Origin of the sequence: Myceligenerans salitolerans (assembly GCF_017349295.1) — a bacterium.
Classification (GTDB): domain Bacteria; phylum Actinomycetota; class Actinomycetes; order Actinomycetales; family Cellulomonadaceae; genus Myceligenerans; species Myceligenerans salitolerans.
In genome coordinates, this window is the sequence record NZ_JAFMPK010000038.1 from 37,747 (window position 1) to 52,792 (window position 15,046).

17 protein-coding genes are annotated in these 15,046 nt (G+C 72.6%); 10 read left to right on the forward strand and 7 right to left on the reverse strand.

Features of this window, described 5'->3' with window-relative positions; genetic code table 11:
- Positions 1-19: 19 nt before the first annotated feature.
- Positions 20-568 (reverse strand): MarR family winged helix-turn-helix transcriptional regulator, encoded by a 549-nt coding sequence (locus J0911_RS09355; RefSeq protein ID WP_307865005.1) that lies wholly within the window; start codon positions 566-568, stop codon positions 20-22.
- Positions 569-647: 79 nt separating this feature from the next.
- Here J0911_RS09355 and J0911_RS09360 point away from each other — a divergent pair, with 79 nt between their 5' ends.
- Together J0911_RS09360 and J0911_RS09365 are read left to right on the forward strand one after the other, a co-directional pair.
- On the forward strand, positions 648-2,846 hold the full coding sequence (locus J0911_RS09360) for an MMPL family transporter (protein ID WP_207275200.1): 2,199 nt from the start codon (positions 648-650) through the stop codon (positions 2,844-2,846).
- 150 nt (positions 2,847-2,996) lie between these two features.
- Entirely contained in the window at positions 2,997-3,830 is an 834-nt protein-coding gene (locus J0911_RS09365) for a sigma-70 family RNA polymerase sigma factor (RefSeq protein ID WP_207275201.1), read from the forward strand.
- 90 nt (positions 3,831-3,920) lie between these two features.
- Here J0911_RS09365 and J0911_RS09370 read toward each other — a convergent pair whose 3' ends face one another.
- Complete coding sequence (locus tag J0911_RS09370; protein WP_207275202.1) at positions 3,921-4,157, reverse strand: hypothetical protein; 237 nt, start codon at positions 4,155-4,157, stop codon at positions 3,921-3,923.
- 113 nt (positions 4,158-4,270) lie between these two features.
- Between J0911_RS09370 and J0911_RS09375 the strand changes: the two genes are divergently transcribed.
- From J0911_RS09375 to J0911_RS09390, 4 genes are all read left to right on the forward strand, one after another.
- On the forward strand, positions 4,271-5,143 hold the full coding sequence (locus tag J0911_RS09375; RefSeq protein ID WP_207275203.1) for an SDR family oxidoreductase: 873 nt from the start codon (positions 4,271-4,273) through the stop codon (positions 5,141-5,143).
- A 46-nt stretch (positions 5,144-5,189) separates the two neighbouring features.
- The gene (locus tag J0911_RS09380) at positions 5,190-5,468 is read left to right on the forward strand and encodes a DUF7218 family protein (RefSeq protein ID WP_207275204.1); all 279 of its coding nucleotides are present in this window, start codon (positions 5,190-5,192) and stop codon (positions 5,466-5,468) included.
- A gap of 164 nt (positions 5,469-5,632) precedes the next feature.
- The gene (locus J0911_RS09385) at positions 5,633-7,003 is read left to right on the forward strand and encodes a hemolysin family protein (RefSeq protein ID WP_207275205.1); all 1,371 of its coding nucleotides are present in this window, start codon (positions 5,633-5,635) and stop codon (positions 7,001-7,003) included.
- A complete protein-coding gene (locus tag J0911_RS09390; protein WP_207275206.1) occupies positions 6,996-8,012 on the forward strand; it encodes a hemolysin family protein in 1,017 nt (338 codons plus the stop codon). The genes J0911_RS09385 and J0911_RS09390 overlap by 8 nt, the downstream gene beginning before the upstream one ends.
- A 27-nt stretch (positions 8,013-8,039) precedes the next feature.
- Here J0911_RS09390 and J0911_RS09395 read toward each other — a convergent pair whose 3' ends face one another.
- Together J0911_RS09395 and J0911_RS09400 are read right to left on the reverse strand one after the other, a co-directional pair.
- The gene (locus tag J0911_RS09395; RefSeq protein ID WP_207275207.1) at positions 8,040-8,813 is read right to left on the reverse strand and encodes an ABC transporter permease; all 774 of its coding nucleotides are present in this window, start codon (positions 8,811-8,813) and stop codon (positions 8,040-8,042) included.
- Complete coding sequence (locus J0911_RS09400; protein WP_207275208.1) at positions 8,814-9,731, reverse strand: ABC transporter ATP-binding protein; 918 nt, start codon at positions 9,729-9,731, stop codon at positions 8,814-8,816.
- A gap of 146 nt (positions 9,732-9,877) precedes the next feature.
- Between J0911_RS09400 and J0911_RS09405 the strand changes: the two genes are divergently transcribed.
- Positions 9,878-10,984 (forward strand): sensor histidine kinase, encoded by a 1,107-nt coding sequence (locus J0911_RS09405; RefSeq protein WP_207275209.1) that lies wholly within the window; start codon positions 9,878-9,880, stop codon positions 10,982-10,984.
- The gene (locus J0911_RS09410) at positions 10,981-11,634 is read left to right on the forward strand and encodes a response regulator (RefSeq protein ID WP_207275210.1); all 654 of its coding nucleotides are present in this window, start codon (positions 10,981-10,983) and stop codon (positions 11,632-11,634) included. The genes J0911_RS09405 and J0911_RS09410 overlap by 4 nt, the downstream gene beginning before the upstream one ends.
- Before the next feature lie 91 nt (positions 11,635-11,725).
- Here the strand turns inward: J0911_RS09410 and J0911_RS09415 are convergent, their stop codons facing one another.
- The 3 genes from J0911_RS09415 to J0911_RS09425 form a co-directional block, all read right to left on the reverse strand.
- Positions 11,726-12,172: an Hsp20/alpha crystallin family protein gene (locus tag J0911_RS09415; protein ID WP_207275211.1), complete on the reverse strand. Its 447-nt coding sequence runs from the start codon at positions 12,170-12,172 to the stop codon at positions 11,726-11,728.
- A 125-nt stretch (positions 12,173-12,297) separates the two neighbouring features.
- Positions 12,298-13,014, reverse strand: a complete 717-nt coding sequence (locus J0911_RS09420) for a GOLPH3/VPS74 family protein (RefSeq protein WP_207275212.1) — start codon at positions 13,012-13,014, stop codon at positions 12,298-12,300.
- Positions 13,015-13,118: 104 nt separating this feature from the next.
- Positions 13,119-14,057, reverse strand: a complete 939-nt coding sequence (locus tag J0911_RS09425) for a GlxA family transcriptional regulator (protein ID WP_207275213.1) — start codon at positions 14,055-14,057, stop codon at positions 13,119-13,121.
- A 190-nt stretch (positions 14,058-14,247) separates the two neighbouring features.
- Here J0911_RS09425 and J0911_RS09430 point away from each other — a divergent pair, with 190 nt between their 5' ends.
- Positions 14,248-14,727 (forward strand): hypothetical protein, encoded by a 480-nt coding sequence (locus J0911_RS09430; protein ID WP_207275214.1) that lies wholly within the window; start codon positions 14,248-14,250, stop codon positions 14,725-14,727.
- Positions 14,724-15,008, forward strand: a complete 285-nt coding sequence (locus J0911_RS09435; RefSeq protein WP_207275215.1) for a hypothetical protein — start codon at positions 14,724-14,726, stop codon at positions 15,006-15,008. The genes J0911_RS09430 and J0911_RS09435 overlap by 4 nt, the downstream gene beginning before the upstream one ends.
- The last annotated feature ends 38 nt before the right edge of the window (positions 15,009-15,046 follow it).

The following is a 15,046-nucleotide window of genomic DNA, read 5'->3' on the forward strand; positions in this document are numbered from 1 at the left end:
CGGCCCGAGCCCCGGCCGGCTACTCCTCGTCCGCGGTGCTCGCCAGGTCCTCGAGGAAGCCCGCCACGATGTCGCGCTCCGCCGGGGACAGGCGCGCGGCGACGTCGAACCGGCGCGCGTGTCGACGGCCGACCGTGAGCCGTGCCGTGTTCCGGGTCTCGGCCGTCACCTCGACCACGACGCTGCGGCGGTCGGAGGGGTGTGGGCGACGCAGCACATGACCGCCTGCGACCAGGCGGTCGAGCAGCTTGGTGGTCGACGCGGTGGAGATCTGCAGGTGTTCGGCGAGCGCCCCGGGCGTCACCGCACGCCCTTGGTGTCCCGCCGCGATGAGGTAGCGGATCGCGCGCATGTCGGTCTCGCCGAGCCGCATGTAGCGACGCGAGGCCTCGCTCGCGCGACGATCGGCCTCGCGCCAGCGGCGCAGCGCCTGCATCACGCGGACGACCTGGTCGACGTCCCGGTCGTCCAGGCCTGCTCGCCGGACGATCTCCTGCCTCGGGTCGATGACCCGAGGGTCCAGCATCGACAGCTCGTCCGCCTCGCGCGGCGCGGGTTCGTGCTCCACGCCGCGACTTTATGCCATAGGGTGATCACTAGCTTGGCTAGCTAAATTTCGGATCACAAGATCGGACAGGACCCCAGCGATGCCCCAGCCCCCTTCCCGCCTCGGCTCGTCCGCCCCCACGGCGGGCGGCGCCGCACCGCCGGTCTCCCGCGTACCGCGCTGGCTCCGCGTCACCCTGCCCGCCCTGCTGATCCTGGTCTGGCTCGCGGCAGCGGCCGTCGGCGGGCCCTACTTCGGCCGGGTCGACGAGGTCTCCTCCGACGACCGCACCGCGTACCTTCCTGCCACCGCCGAGGCCACACAGGTCCAGGAAAGGCTGTCCGGCTTCACGGACGGCGACGCCGTACCCGCCGTCGTCGTCTTCGTCGCCCCCGACGGCCTCACCGGTGGCGACCTCGACGCCGTCGACGACCGCCTCGCCGCGGCCGGCCGCCTGAGCACCGTGGACGGCGACATCTCCCCCGCCATCGCCTCCGACGACGGCGCCGCCGCCCAGGCGTTCGTCCCGCTGTCCGGCTCCGCCGACGTCGCCGAGGCCACCGCGGAGCTGCGGGAGACCCTGACCCGCGACCTGCCCGAGGGCATCGACGTCTCCATCACCGGGCCGGCCGGCTTCGCCGCCGACCTCACCACGGCGTTCGCCGGGATCGACGGGCTGCTGCTCGGCGTGGCGCTGGCGGCGGTGCTGGTCATCCTGGTGATCGTCTACCGCTCGTTCCTGCTGCCCGTCACCGTGCTGGCGACCAGCCTGTTCGCACTCTGTGTCGCGCTGCTGACGATCTGGCACCTCGCGAACGCGGGAGTGCTGCTGCTCAGCGGGCAGACCCAGGGCATCCTCTTCATCCTCGTCATCGGAGCGGCGACCGACTACGCGCTGCTGTACGTGGCCCGCTACCGCGACGAACTCCTCCGCACCCCGGACCGGTGGACCGCCACGCGCCGTGCGCTGCGCGGCTCGTTCGAGCCGGTCCTCGCCTCCGGCGGCACCGTCATCGCCGGGCTGCTGTGCCTGCTCCTGAGCGAACTGCGGTCCAACAGCACCCTCGGGCCCGTCGCGGCCATCGGCATCGCGTTCGCCATGCTCTCCGCGCTCACCCTCCTGCCCGCCCTGCTCCTGCTGCTCGGCCGGGCGGCGTTCTGGCCGCGGGTTCCCCGCCACGACCCGGCCGCGGCACAGGACGACACGAGCGATCGCGGCCTGTGGGGGCGGGTCGCACGCGTGGTACGCGGCCGGCCGCGCGCGGTGTGGATCACGACCGCCGCGGTGCTCGCCCTCGGCTGCGTAGGCATCACCCAGCTCCAGGCCTCGGGCGTGCCCCAGTCCGAGCTGGTGCTCGGCACCTCCGAGGCGCGCATCGGGCAGGACCGGCTCGCCGAGCACTTCCCGGCCGGCTCCGGCACTCCCGTCTACGTCGTCGCTCCCGAGGGCGAGCTGCAGCCCGCGGCCGACGTCCTGCTGGAGGAGGACGGGATCGCCGACGTGGCGGTCACCGCGGACACGCCGGCCATGACCGCCCCCGTGACCGCCGACGGCATCGGCGCGTTCGGGCCGCCGGGGACACCGGCGCCCGAACCGGTGGTCTCCGACGGCACGGTGCTGCTCCAGGGCACGCTGACCGACGCCGCCGACTCCGCCGCCGCGGAGCGGACGGTCCGCGACCTGCGCGCCGCCTACACGGACACGGTTCCCTCCGCACTCGTGGGCGGGGAGTCCGCCACCGACCTCGACACGAACGAGGCGTCCATCCGCGACCGGACGCTCATCGTGCCGGTCGTGCTCGTCGTGATCCTGGTCATCCTGATGCTGCTGCTGCGCGCCGTGGTGGCGCCGGTCCTGCTGATCCTCACCACCGTGCTGTCCTTCGGCACCGCCATGGGCGTGGCCGGCCTCGTGTTCGAGGCCCTCGGGTTCCCCGGTGCGGACCCCGCCGTCCCCCTGTACGGCTTCGTGTTCCTGGTGGCACTCGGGATCGACTACAACATCTTCCTCATGACCCGCGTCCGTGAGGAGACGCTGCTCCACGGCACCCGCGAGGGCGTGCTGCGTGGACTGCGCCTGACCGGGGGCATCATCACGTCCGCCGGGCTCGTCCTGGCGGCCACGTTCACCGCGCTCGCCGTGATCCCGGTGCTCTTCCTCGTGCAGCTCGCGTTCATCGTCGCCTTCGGGGTGCTGCTGGACACGTTCGCCGTCCGCTCCCTGCTCGTCCCGGCGCTCGCCTACGACGTCGGGCGGAAGATCTGGTGGCCGTCGCGGCTCGCCCGCGGCGCGGCGTGAGACGGCGACCACCGGGGCACGCTCTCGGCCGGCGCATGCGGCCGCCGCCTGCGGTCGCATGCGAGCGGGAGGTGGGTTAGGTTCGAGGCGAAGCACACCCGTGGCTCAGCAAACTGCCACCTGTCGCTCTCGACCCGGGAGTTGATCCTTGTGCCTGCTTCCTTCCTTCTCGCCGACCGGCCCGAACTGGCCCCCGCCGAGCGCAAGCGCCGTACCGCACGACTCCTCGACGAAGCCCAGGACGTCCGGGGCGCAGAACGACAACGCCTGCTCGACGAGGTCGTCCTGCTGAACATCCCCGTCGCCAGATCGCTGGCAGCGCGGTACCGGAACCGCGGCCAGCCGCTGGAGGACCTCGAGCAGGTCGCGTGTCTCGCCCTCACGCACGCCGTCAACGCGTTCCGGCCCGACCGTGGCGACGACCTGCTGGTCTTCGCGATGCCGTGCATCCTCGGCGAACTGCGCCGGCACTTCCGCGACACCACCTGGACGGTCCGCCCACCCCGGCGGGTCCAGGAGCTGCGTCCGCGGGTGTTCGCCGCCGAGGAGCGGCTCGCCCAGGAGCTGCGGCGCCCGCCCCGGCCTCGCGAGCTGGCCGACGACCTGGGCTGCGACCAGGACGAGGTGCGCGAGGCCTGGCAGTGCGGTGACTGCGCCAGCCCCACCTCGCTGGACGAGGTCCTGCCGGGCACCGACAGTGCCACCGTCGTCGACCAGATCGCGGACGACGAGCGGGGGTACTCGCGCAGCGAAGCGATCGCCGTGCTCGCGCCGGCCTGCCGCCGGCTGGGCCCGCGCGACCGGAAGATCCTGCGGATGCGCTACTACGAGCAGCTCCGCCAGACCCAGATCGCCGAACGGCTGGGGATCTCCCAGGTCCAGGTCTCCCGCCTGCTGCACCGGATCCTGCGTGACCTGCGTCGGTCCATCACCACGGGCGATGCGCCCGGGACCCCGGCCGGTACGTCGGTCGACGCCGCATGAGCATGCGACGTCCGGAACCGCCGGGCCGGGACGGCGAGACACCGCCCCGCCCCGACGTCCGGTGGGCGCCGGCCCCGGGGAGACCGTGACTCAGCCGGCCAGCCGCTCACGCAGCAGCGCCTTCGCGTACTCGGCGCCCTTCTTGCTGTCGGCCTGCGCCTTGGTGAACAGGTCCGCGAGGCTCTGGTCCCCCGCGCTCTCGGCGTCGGCGCGGAACTGCTCCAGCCGCAGCGCGTTCTCGAGGCAGGACTGCAGGTACCACACCAGGTCGTAGTGGGCGTCTCGGGTGCCGGTGACGTCGCCGGTCTCGGGCGTGATTGCGGTCATCGGGATCGCTCCCTCCGTGTCGGTTTGCTCGGTCGTCTCTCCGGTACCCCGACGCCCGCCCCGTATTCACGGTGCACCGGAATCAGATCGTGCCCAGTGGGTACCGGGCCGGTATGAGCACCGAAGACCAAGGAACACAGTTCCCCCCTCAGCAGCAGGAGCCCCCTGGGCTCACCGACGAGATGCGCCCGGAGCCGGACCACGGCGAGCAGAGCTACGTCGGCCACGGACGCCTCGAAGGGCAGGTCGCCCTGATCACCGGAGGCGACTCGGGCATCGGCCGGGCGGTCGCCCTGGCCTACGCCCGCGAAGGCGCCGACGTCGCGTTCACCTATCTTCCGGAGGAGAAGCCCGACGCCGAGGCGACGACCGACCTGATCCGGCAGGCCGGGCGCACACCGCTCCCGCTCGAGCTCGACCTGATGGACCGGTCCGCGTGTGACGAGGCCGTCGAGCGCACGACGAAGGAACTCGGCAAGCTCGACATCCTCGTCAACAACGCCGGGTTCCAGATGGCGCGCGACGACACGATCGACGAGTTCACCGACGAGCGGATCGACCGCACGCTCAAGACGAATCTCTACGCGTTGCTCTGGCTCGTCCGAGCCGCCGCACCGCACCTGCGCGAGGCACGGGGATGCGTGATCAACAACGCCTCCATCCAGGCCTACTCGCCGTCGACGAGCCTCCTCGACTACGCGGCCACGAAGGCGGCGATCAACAACCTGACCGTCAACCTCGCGGCGCAGTTCGGCCCGGACGGTGTCCGGGTGAACGCGGTGGCCCCCGGACCGATCTGGACGCCGCTCCAGCCGGCGACCCAGCCCCCCGAGAAGGTGGAGAACTTCGGCGCCGACACACCGCTGGGACGCGCGGGGCAGCCCGCGGAGGTCGCCCCGGCGTTCGTGTTCCTCGCCTCGCCGAGCGACTCCTCGTACGTCTCGGGAACCGTACTCGGGGTCACCGGCGGCAAGGCGGTCTTCTGACCCGTCCTCACCGCTGTCGTCACCACCGGACGAAGGAGAGATCACCATGGCCAAGTCCCGGAGCGAAGACCCCGGCCCCAGCGTGAAGGACAAGGAGGTGTACGAGGCCCTCCGGCGCGAGGGCGCCGGGAAGGAGAAGGCGGCCCGCATCGCCAACGCGAGCAACGCCTCGGGCCGCTCCGCCGTCGGCAAGCGCGGTGGCGAGGCCGAGCCCTACGAGGAGTGGACCGTCGACGACCTGCGCCGGCGTGCCGCCGAGCTCGACGTCGACGGCCGTTCGACCATGCGCAAGGAGGAGCTGATCTCGGCCCTGCGCAACCGCTGACGGCCGGGCCCCCGGAGCCCGCGGCGCCACCGGCGACGGCATGACGACACCGCGCTCACGTCGTCGCCGGTTGGCAGACCGTGGTCGGCGTCGGGTACGTTCTGAGCCATGGACGCCGACGCGCACAGACCCCGCCCGCCGTCACGTCGAGAAGGCGTTCCCCGGTGACGGCGGCATGGCTGCTGGTCCTTCTGACCGTCGTCCTGATCTCGCTCAACGCACTCTTCGTCGCCGCCGAGTTCTCGCTCGTCACGGTCGACCGGCCCACCATCTCGCGCGCCGCCGAATCCGGTGACAAGCGCGCGGACTCGGTGCGCAAGGCGCTCAGGACCCTCTCGACCCAGCTGTCCGGTGCGCAGCTCGGCATCACCATCACGAGCCTGATCGTCGGCTTCATCGCCGAGCCCTCCATCGCGGCGCTGCTGGCGGTCCCGATCGAGGCCACCGGGGTGCCGGAGGCCACCAGCCTCGGCATCGCACTGACCGCGGCACTCGTCGTCGCCACGGTCGCCCAGATGGTCTTCGGTGAGCTGATTCCCAAGAACTGGGCCATCAGCGAGCCGGTACGGGTCGCTCGCGCGGTCGCCGACGCCCAGCGCCTGTTCACGGCCCTGACGCGACCGCTGATCGCCGTGCTCAACGGGGCGTCGAACGCCATGGTGCGCGCGCTCGGGATCGAGCCGCGCGAGGAACTCGCGTCGGCGCGCTCGGCCCAGGAACTGGCGGCGCTGGCCACCCGTTCCGCCGCGCAGGGACTGCTCGACAGCGGCGCTGCCGACCGGCTCGCACAGGCCGCCGAGTTCGACCAGCTCACCGCCGCCGACGTGATGACGCCCCGGCCCCGCGTCCGGTTCGTCGAGGCCGGCACCACCGCCGAGGACATCCTGGCCCTGACCGTCCGCACCGGTCTGGCGCGATTCCCCGTGCAGGGCGACGACGTCGACGACATCGTGGGGGTCGTGCACTTCAAGGCCGCGCTCGGCGTACCCGCCGAGCGGCGCGGTCAGGTCATGGCGACCGCCCTCATGGCGCCCGTCGCGGCCGTTCCGGCCACGATGACCCTCGACGACGTGCTGGTCGAGCTGCGCGGCGGCCTCCAGCTCGCGGTGGTGGTCGACGAGTACGACGGCACCGACGGCATCGTCACCCTCGAGGACCTGGTCGAGGAGGTGCTGGGCGAGATCGACGACGAGCAGGACCGGCCGGCCGGCAGGACCAGACGCCTGCCCGACGGCACCTGGAGCCTGCCGGGGCTGATGCGACCGGACGAGGTGGGCGACACCACGGGCGTCGGGCTGCCCGAGGCAGAGCACGCCGACACCATCGGCGGCATGATCACCGAACGCCTCGGACGGTTCGCCGGTACCGGGGACGCGATCACGATCGACGCCTTCGACCGCTCCCAGCTCGACGAGGACGGGCTGCCGACCCCCGTCCGTGCCCGGCTCGCCGTCACCGGTGTGGACGGCCGGCGCGTCGCCCGCGTCCGTCTCACCGCCGAACCGGCCACCGCAGAGGAGAACGACAGTGAGTGACTGGGCGGCAATCATCACGGGGATCGCGCTGCTCCTCGGCAACGCGTTCTTCGTCGGGGCCGAGTTCGCACTCATCTCGGCGCGGCGCAGCCAGATCGAACCCCGCGCCGCGGCCGGCGGGCGCGGCGCCCGCCTGACGCTGCGTGCCCTGGAGCGGGTGTCGCTCATGATGGCCGGGGCGCAGCTCGGCATCACGATGTGCTCGCTCGGACTCGGCGCGGTGGCGGAACCGGCCATCGCCCACGCGATCGAGCCCGGCCTGGAGACGCTCGGCGTCCCGGACGGCTGGCTCCACCCGATAGCCCTGGCCATCGCGCTGACCATCGTGGTGGCGTTCCACATGACCGTCGGCGAGATGGTGCCGAAGAACATCGCCATCGCGGGGCCCGAGCGCGCGGCCCTCCTCCTCGGCCCGCCCCTGTACGTCGTCGTCGTGATCCTCAAGCCGCTGCTCGTCGTCGTGAACTGGATCGCGAACCACGCACTGCGGCTCATCAGGGTCGAACCCAAGGAGGAGGTCGCCTCGGCGTTCACCGCCGACGAGGTCGCCGGGTTCATCGCGGAGTCTGCCCGCGAGGGGATGCTCGACGCCGAGGCGAACGCCCTGCTGACCGGGGCGCTCGCGATCGGTGCCGACACCGTCGAGACGATCATGGTGCCCCAGGCCGATCTCGTCACCGCCGAGACGGAGACGCCCGTCGGCGAGTTCCAGCGGCTGTGCGTCGAGACCGGGCACTCGCGCTTCCCGGTCACCGACGACGGCGAGATCGCGGGCTACGTCCACATCAAGGACCTGCTCGACCACGATCCCGAGCGCCCCCTGCCGTCGCACGAGATCCGCTCCCTGGTCCGCCTCGACCGTGGCACGCCGCTCGACCGGGCGCTGACCGAGATGCAGTCCGGCACCACCCACGTCGCGCTGGTCACCGACGACGCCGGCGAGGTGCTCGGCGCGGCGATGCTCGGCGACGTGATCAGCCGGGTGCTGGGCGAGCGCGTCGCGGTCTGACAAGGCCCCGGGCCGGATGCGAGCCGGTCAGTCCCAGCGGAACCAACGGACCGCGATCGCGCCGCTGACCAGGACCGCCGCTCCCATCCCGATCAGGTGGGCGGGATCCTGGTCCGCGCCGACCCACGCGGCGCCGATCGCCTGGACCGCGGCGCCGAAGGGCAGCATCTCCCCGGTCGCTGCCAGGGGCGCCGGAAGGCTCTCCGCCGGGCCGAACATCCCGCCGAGCGCGCCGAACGCGAAGAACATGACGAGCCCCGTCGCCACCGCCGCGTTGGTGCTCGGCGCCAGGGCCGCGACGATCATGCCGACCGCGAACATCGTCAGCGTGGCCAGGCCGAGGACCGCCACGGCCGTCCCCGTCCGCTGCGGCGCGCCGACGTCGAAGAAGAGCATCGCGACCGTGACGCCGATCGCGACCCCGAGCACGCACTGCACGAGGCCGACGAACAGCTGCGCCCCCAGGATCATCGACGGATGTGCGGGCGTCACCGCCAGCCGGCGCAGCACCTTCGCGCGGCGGTAGTGGACGAGGAAACTGGGCATGTTCACGATCCCGACCATGGCGACGACGATGGTGAGCGCCAGCGGGATCACGTAGCGCTCGAACAGGCTGACGCCGTCGGCGGTCGTCGCGTGCCCGAAGCTGAGCCCGTGCATCACCAGGATCAGCAGCGGCAGGCCCAGTGGGACGACCAGGCCCGCGGTGTCCCGCGCGACCATCTTCGCCTCGGCGACGGTCAGGCTCGCCCAGGCGCGCGGTCCCGGCCCCCCGGCCGGGACGTCCTCGGTGGTGGTCATCTACCGCTCCTCGCCGTCGAAGGGGTCGCCGGTCAGCGCCAGGAAGGCGTCCTCGAGGCCGGCCTGCTGAAAACTCGTGTCCAGGACCGTCACGTCGGCCCTCACCAGGGCGGTGCTCACCGCCTGGAGCAGGTCGCCCGTCCCGGTCACCACCACCCGCTCGTCGGCCGTGCGCACCGAATGCACCACGTCGACCCGCTCCAGCACGGCCGGGTCGAAGGGCCCGGCGGCGCGGAAGCGCATCACCTGGTCCAGTCCGGCGCGGCGGACCAGCCCCGACGGCGTGTCCACGGCCACGACGCGACCAGCGTCGATCAGCGCCACGCGGTCGCAGAGCCGCTCGACCTCTTCCATCAGGTGGCTCACCAGGACCACCGTGACGCCGTCGTCGCGCAGCCGCTCGACCATCGCCCACATGCCGCGCCGCGCCTCGGGGTCGAGCCCGGTGGAGAGCTCGTCCAGGATGACCGCGCGCGGCCTGCCCGCGAGGGCGAGGGCGACGGACACACGCTGCCGCTGGCCGCCGGAGAGCTTGTCGAAGCGGGTGCCGCGCTGACCGGTCAGGCCGACCCGCTCGATCAGCTCGGCGGGATCGGCGCCGTCGCGGTAGAACGTGCGATGGAGGCGGACCAGCTCGCCGACCGTCAAGGCGCCGTGGAGGGCGGCCTCCTGCAGCTGCACGCCGAGCACCTGCCGGACTCGCGAACGGTCCTGCCACGGGTCGAGCCCGAGAACACGCACCGATCCGGCGTCGGGACGCCGCAGTCCCGCGATCATCTCGACCACGGTGGTCTTCCCCGCGCCGTTGCGGCCCAGCACCCCGTAGATCTCACCGGACCCGACGTCGAGGCTGACGTCGGCGGCGGCGACCGTGTCGCCGTATCGCTTTTTCAGCCCGCGCGCTTCGATCGCTCCCACCGGAGATCTCCTTCGTGACGTGTCCGATCTGTCGCCGTGGACGCTACGTCGCTCCGTGGTGCGGGCGCGTGTGCGAGAGGTCACGAGTCCCGTCCATGACTTCCGGCACGGGTGCCGGCTACCGCCGCGGCCCTAAGCTGCTCGGGATGAGTCGGACGGCGGCACAGATCCTCGGCGGGGTCCTCGTGACCCTCGCCTGCCTCGTGCCCGGCGTCCAGGCCGTCGTGCTCGGGCTGCCGGGCACGACGATCCCGGCGCCGTGGTGGCTCGCGTGCTATGCGACCTTCGCCGGCGGACTGGTCGTCAGCATGTGGCTGCAGGAGGTGCTCCCGCTCCGCACCGTCCGGGCGGCGTTCGCGGTCCAGGCCGTGTCGGCCCTCCTGCTGGTGGTGACGGCGCCCGGCTTCGGGTGGGCGGCGATCCTGCTGGTGTTCAACGCGGCGCTGAGCGCCTACCTGGTGCCGGCCAGGGTCTCGGCGCTCCTCGTCGTCGCCAACACCGCCGCCATCGCGGCCGCCGGGCTGCCGTCGTCGTCGGTCCTGGACATCGTGCTCGGCGCCGGCATGTACCTCGTGCTGCAGTGCGCCTCCTACGCCGGCGTGGTCGCGATGCTTCGGGAGGAGGAGGCCCGGTCGCAACTGTCGGAGGCGAACGTGCGGCTGCGCGCCGCGAGCGCCCTGCTGGCGGAGTCGAGCCGTGCCGAGGAGCGCCTGCGCATCGCCCGTGAACTGCACGACCTGGTCGGGCACCAACTCACGGTCCTGGCGCTCGAGCTGGAGATCGCGTCGCACCAGCACGGCGGAGAGACCGCGGAGTCGGTCGCCCGGGCCCGCGAGCTGACGAAGGGGCTGCTCGCCGACGTCCGCGCCACGGTGGGCGAGATGCGCGGCGACGGCCGCGGTCTGCGGGAGACCCTGCACGGCATCGCCGCCGACGTGCCGCGACCGCGGGTCCACCTGAGCGTCGACGAGTCGGTGGTGACCGACGAGGAGCGTGCCGCGGCCCTGGTGCGCTGCGTGCAGGAGGTGGTCACGAACGCGATCCGGCACTCGCGCGCCGAGAACCTGTGGATCGAGGTCGCCGCCGAGGACGGCGCGGTCGTCCTGGAGGCGCGCGACGACGGCGTCGGCGTCCGTGCCGTCGAGCCGGGCAACGGCCTGCGCGGGATGGCCGAGCGCGTCGAGGCGCTCGGCGGGACGGTCCGGTTCCGGGGCGAGGGTGGCTTCGGGGTACGGGCGCGGGTGCCCGCATGATCCGCGTGTGCCTCGTGGACGACCAGACGCTGGTGCGCCAGGGCATCCGCAGGCTGCTGGACCTCAGCGACGAGGTCGAGGTGGTCGGCGAGGCCGACGACGGGATGGCCGCGCTCGCCGTGATCGCCGAGCACCGGCCCGACGTCGTCCTCCTCGACCTGCGGATGCCGCGGCACGACGGGATCTGGACCCTGGAGGCGCTGCGCGAGAGCGGTGCGGGCGTGCCGGTACTGGTGCTGACCACGTTCGACGACGACGAGCTGGTCCTGGCGGCCGTACGGGCGGGTGCCCGCGGCTACCTGCTCAAGGACGTGACCCTGGAGCAGCTGGTGGGCGCGGTGAGGACGCTCGCCGACGGCGGCACGCTCCTGCGCCCGGCGATCACCGACCGGCTGCTGCGCGCGCTGCGCGAGGGTGCGTCGGCCGGCGTGCCAGGGGCGGACGAACCACCTCCGGCCCCGTTGACCGAACGGGAGCTGGAGGTGCTGCGTCTGGTCGCGGCGGGCCTGAGCAACCGCGAGATCGCCGAGGCGCTGTTCCGTGCCGAGGGGACGGTGAAGAATCATGTCTCCAACGTCCTGATGAAGCTCGGTACCCGGGACCGCACTCGTGCGGTGCTGCGTGCGCTGCACCACGGCCTGCTCGAGTGATCGCGCGAGGAACGAGCCCAGGACGGCCACGGCGCCCGGTCCGCGTGGGCCGGGCGCCGGTGTGTGTCGTCGTACGGCACCGGATGGCGGGTCAGGCCACCGTGGTGACCTCGATGCGCTGCGGCGTCGTGCCGGTGAAGACGCCGGCGACGGTCACGGTCAGGACTCCGGCGTCGTAGGACGCGCGGACGGCGTCGCCTTCCACGGCACGCGGCAGGGTGACGACACGGCGGAACTCGCCGAACCGGACCTCGGAGATGCGCCGGCCCTCGGCGTCCTGCGTGCGCTGGTCCTTGCGCTCACCGCGGACCACGAGCTTGCGGCCCTCGAGCTCGACGGTGACGTCCTCGGCCGGGTCGATGCCCGGCAGGTCGAGGCGAGCCACGAGATCCTCGCCGTCGCGGTAGACGTCGGCGGCGGGGAGCACGCGACCGGCCGCGCGCTCGCCGCTGGCCAGGACGGGGGTCCGCAGGTCGCGGAGCCAGGCGTCGACGAACGGCGAACGGACCAGGGACGAACGGGTCAGGGTGGTGGTCATGCTGTCCTCCTCGGAAGAGATGTACAGCCGGTACAACTTGAGTCGACCAGACTCAATTTCCGAGTTCGCCGACGGCGGACGCGGGGCGCCCGGCAGACGCCGGCCCCGCGAGCCGAGTGCCCACGTCAGCTCCCTCCGGCACCCGCCGCACCGGCCGCTGCCGCGCCGGCCATCGCCGCCATCACCGCCGTCATGACCGCCTGCTCGACGGCCTTGTCCACCGCCTCGCCCGCCCAGCCCTGGTCGGCGACCTCCTGGGCACGCCGCTTCAGCTCCTTCTTGGGGATCTCCGGGATCAGCCGGTGGAGCAGCTGAGTGGCGTTCAGGATGCCGACGAGGACGGCGGTCGGCCGGTCCGGCGCACCCGGGGTCGTCATCGCGACCCGGACGCGGGACACGATCTCCGCCTCGGGCCCCGGCTCGCCGGCGGGCCAGCTGGTCGTGGGAAAGATCCTGAGAAAGGTGCCGTGCTCCTCCCGCAGGAGGCCGCGTCCGGCGAGATCGTGGAGCATCCGTTCCTTCAGCCTGCCGGCGCGGTTCACCCAGCCACCGCTGCCGTCCACCGCCATGACCGCGTCCCGGGGCTTCTTCCCGTGGGCCCGATCGAGGATCTCGGCGAGGAGCGGGTCTCCCGGGGTGTTCCTGCCGGTGCGGCGCAGCCGGCCGGCGCGGACATCCGTGTCGTGCTCGGCCAGTTCGAGGGCGCCGGCCCGGATGAGGTCCAGCAGCACCGCGCCCGCGAGCCCCGCGTGCAGCCGGGTGCTGTCGGTCAGCGGCCTGCCCGACTCGTCGTCCAGTGCCAGGAGGAGAACCTGCTCGGCGAGGGTGAGTTCGGTGGTCATGTCCTCAGCAGACCACGCCGGAGCACACCGGAACATCCGCCCGCGGGCGGAAGCCTCTCACCCGCGGGCCGGAGATCCGTGCCCCTCCCCGCGGCGCCGCCGGGTCAGGAGTGGAACGTCCGCCGGTAGGCGCCCGGTGTCGTCCCGACGACGTTCTGGAACTGCGCGCGGAAGTTGCTCGTCGTCGTGAACCCCGTCCGGCTCGCGATGCGATCGACCGTGTGGTCGGTGGTCTCCAGCAGCTCCTGGGCGTGCCGGAGGCGCACACCGGACACCCACTGCATGGGGCTCTGACCGGTCACCTCGGTGAACCTTCTGGTCAGCGTGCGCGAGCTGGTGTTCGCCGCCGCGGCGAGGTCGGCGAGGGTGAGCGGACGGTGCGCGTTCGCCTCGATCCACGCCAGCACGGGTTCCAGGGACGCGGTACGCGGCGACGGCCGGTTGCGCAGGATGTACTGCGCCTGCCCTCCGGCGCGGTGCAGGGGCGCGACCGCCAGACGTGCGGCATCGGCGGCGACGGCGGCGCCGTAGTCGGTGCGCACGACGTGGAGGCACAGGTCGATTCCCGACGATGCGCCGGCGGAGGTCAGGACGTCGTGGTCGTCGACGTAGAGCACGTCGGGATCCACCCGGACGGACGGGTACCGGCGTGCGAGTTCGTCGGCCACCAGCCAGTGGGTCGTGGCGCGCCTGCCGTCGAGCAGGCCCGCCTCGGCCAGGGTGAACGCCCCGACGCAGATCGACGCGACACGCGTCCCCCGCCCGGCCGCGACACGGAGGGCCTCGACGACCGTGAGAGGGGACGGCCGGAGGGAGTCGTGGCGTCCGGGCACCACGACGAGGTCGGCGCGGTCGAGGGCGTCCAGCCCGTGATCGACCGCCAGGCGGACCGGCCCGGCGTCGACGACGTCGTCGGCGCCCGCGACGATCACCTGGTAACCGGGCCGCCCGTCGGGCAGGCGAACCCGCCCGAACGTCTCGATCGGCGTGGCCAGATCGAAGGCGATGAGATCCGGCAGTGCCAGCACAACGACCGTGTACATGCCTGCATTCTAGGCCTCTGGCGCCGATGGCGAGATACAGGCATTTCCTGTCCTGAGAGCCGCTGGTGCACCGCCTGCCACCGGGCCAGGATCGACGGCGACCCCGACAGGAAGCAGGCACCGTGCCCCACCCACACCCCCGGTTCGTACCGGATGTCCCCGTCCTCCTCACCGTCAGGCTCATGCGGCCATGAGCGCGTTCCTTCTCTCCGTCCATGTCCTGGCCGCCATCCTGACGATCGGCCCGGTCGCGGTGGCCGCCAGCATGTTCCCGCGCTTCGCCCGCCAGGCGCTCGATGCTCCGGACGATCCGCGCCGCGGCGCCGTCGTGCGCGTCCTGCACCGGATCACCCGGGTCTACTCCGTGATCGCCGTCCTGGTCCCCGTCTTCGGGCTCGCCACCGGTGCGAGCATCGGGGTGCTCGGCGACGCCTGGCTCATCGTGTCGATGATCCTCACCGCGGCCGCCGCCGTCGTACTGATCACCGCGGTTTTGCCCGGCCAGCGGGACGTCGTCCGGGCGCTGGGCGACGGGAGCGGCCCGGCCGCGCCCGGCCGGGCCGCGGTCCGCCGGCTGGGCATGCACGCCGGCGTCTTCAACGTGCTGTGGGCGGTTGTCGTCGTCCTGATGATCTACCGGCCGGGTTCCACGACAGGAGTCGGGCTGTGAGCCCGCGCCGCCTGCTGCACCTCGTCGGCTCGATCGAGCTGGCGACGCTCGGGCTGATGCTCGTGAACATCGCGACCGTGCACGCGCCGGAAGTCTCGAGCGTCCTAGGGCCGGTCCACGGCCTGGCCTACACCACGACGGTGGTCGTGGCGGTCCTCGTCATGCGGGGGCGGCACCGCACCTGGCTGCTCGCCCTCGTCCCGGGAGTGGGCGGTCTCCTCGCGGCGCGCTCCGCGTCGCCGGACCCGTGGGAACCCGGCCCCGACGACGCGTACGTCTGAGACCGGCACACGGCCCGGCGCCCGCCATCGGCGATGAT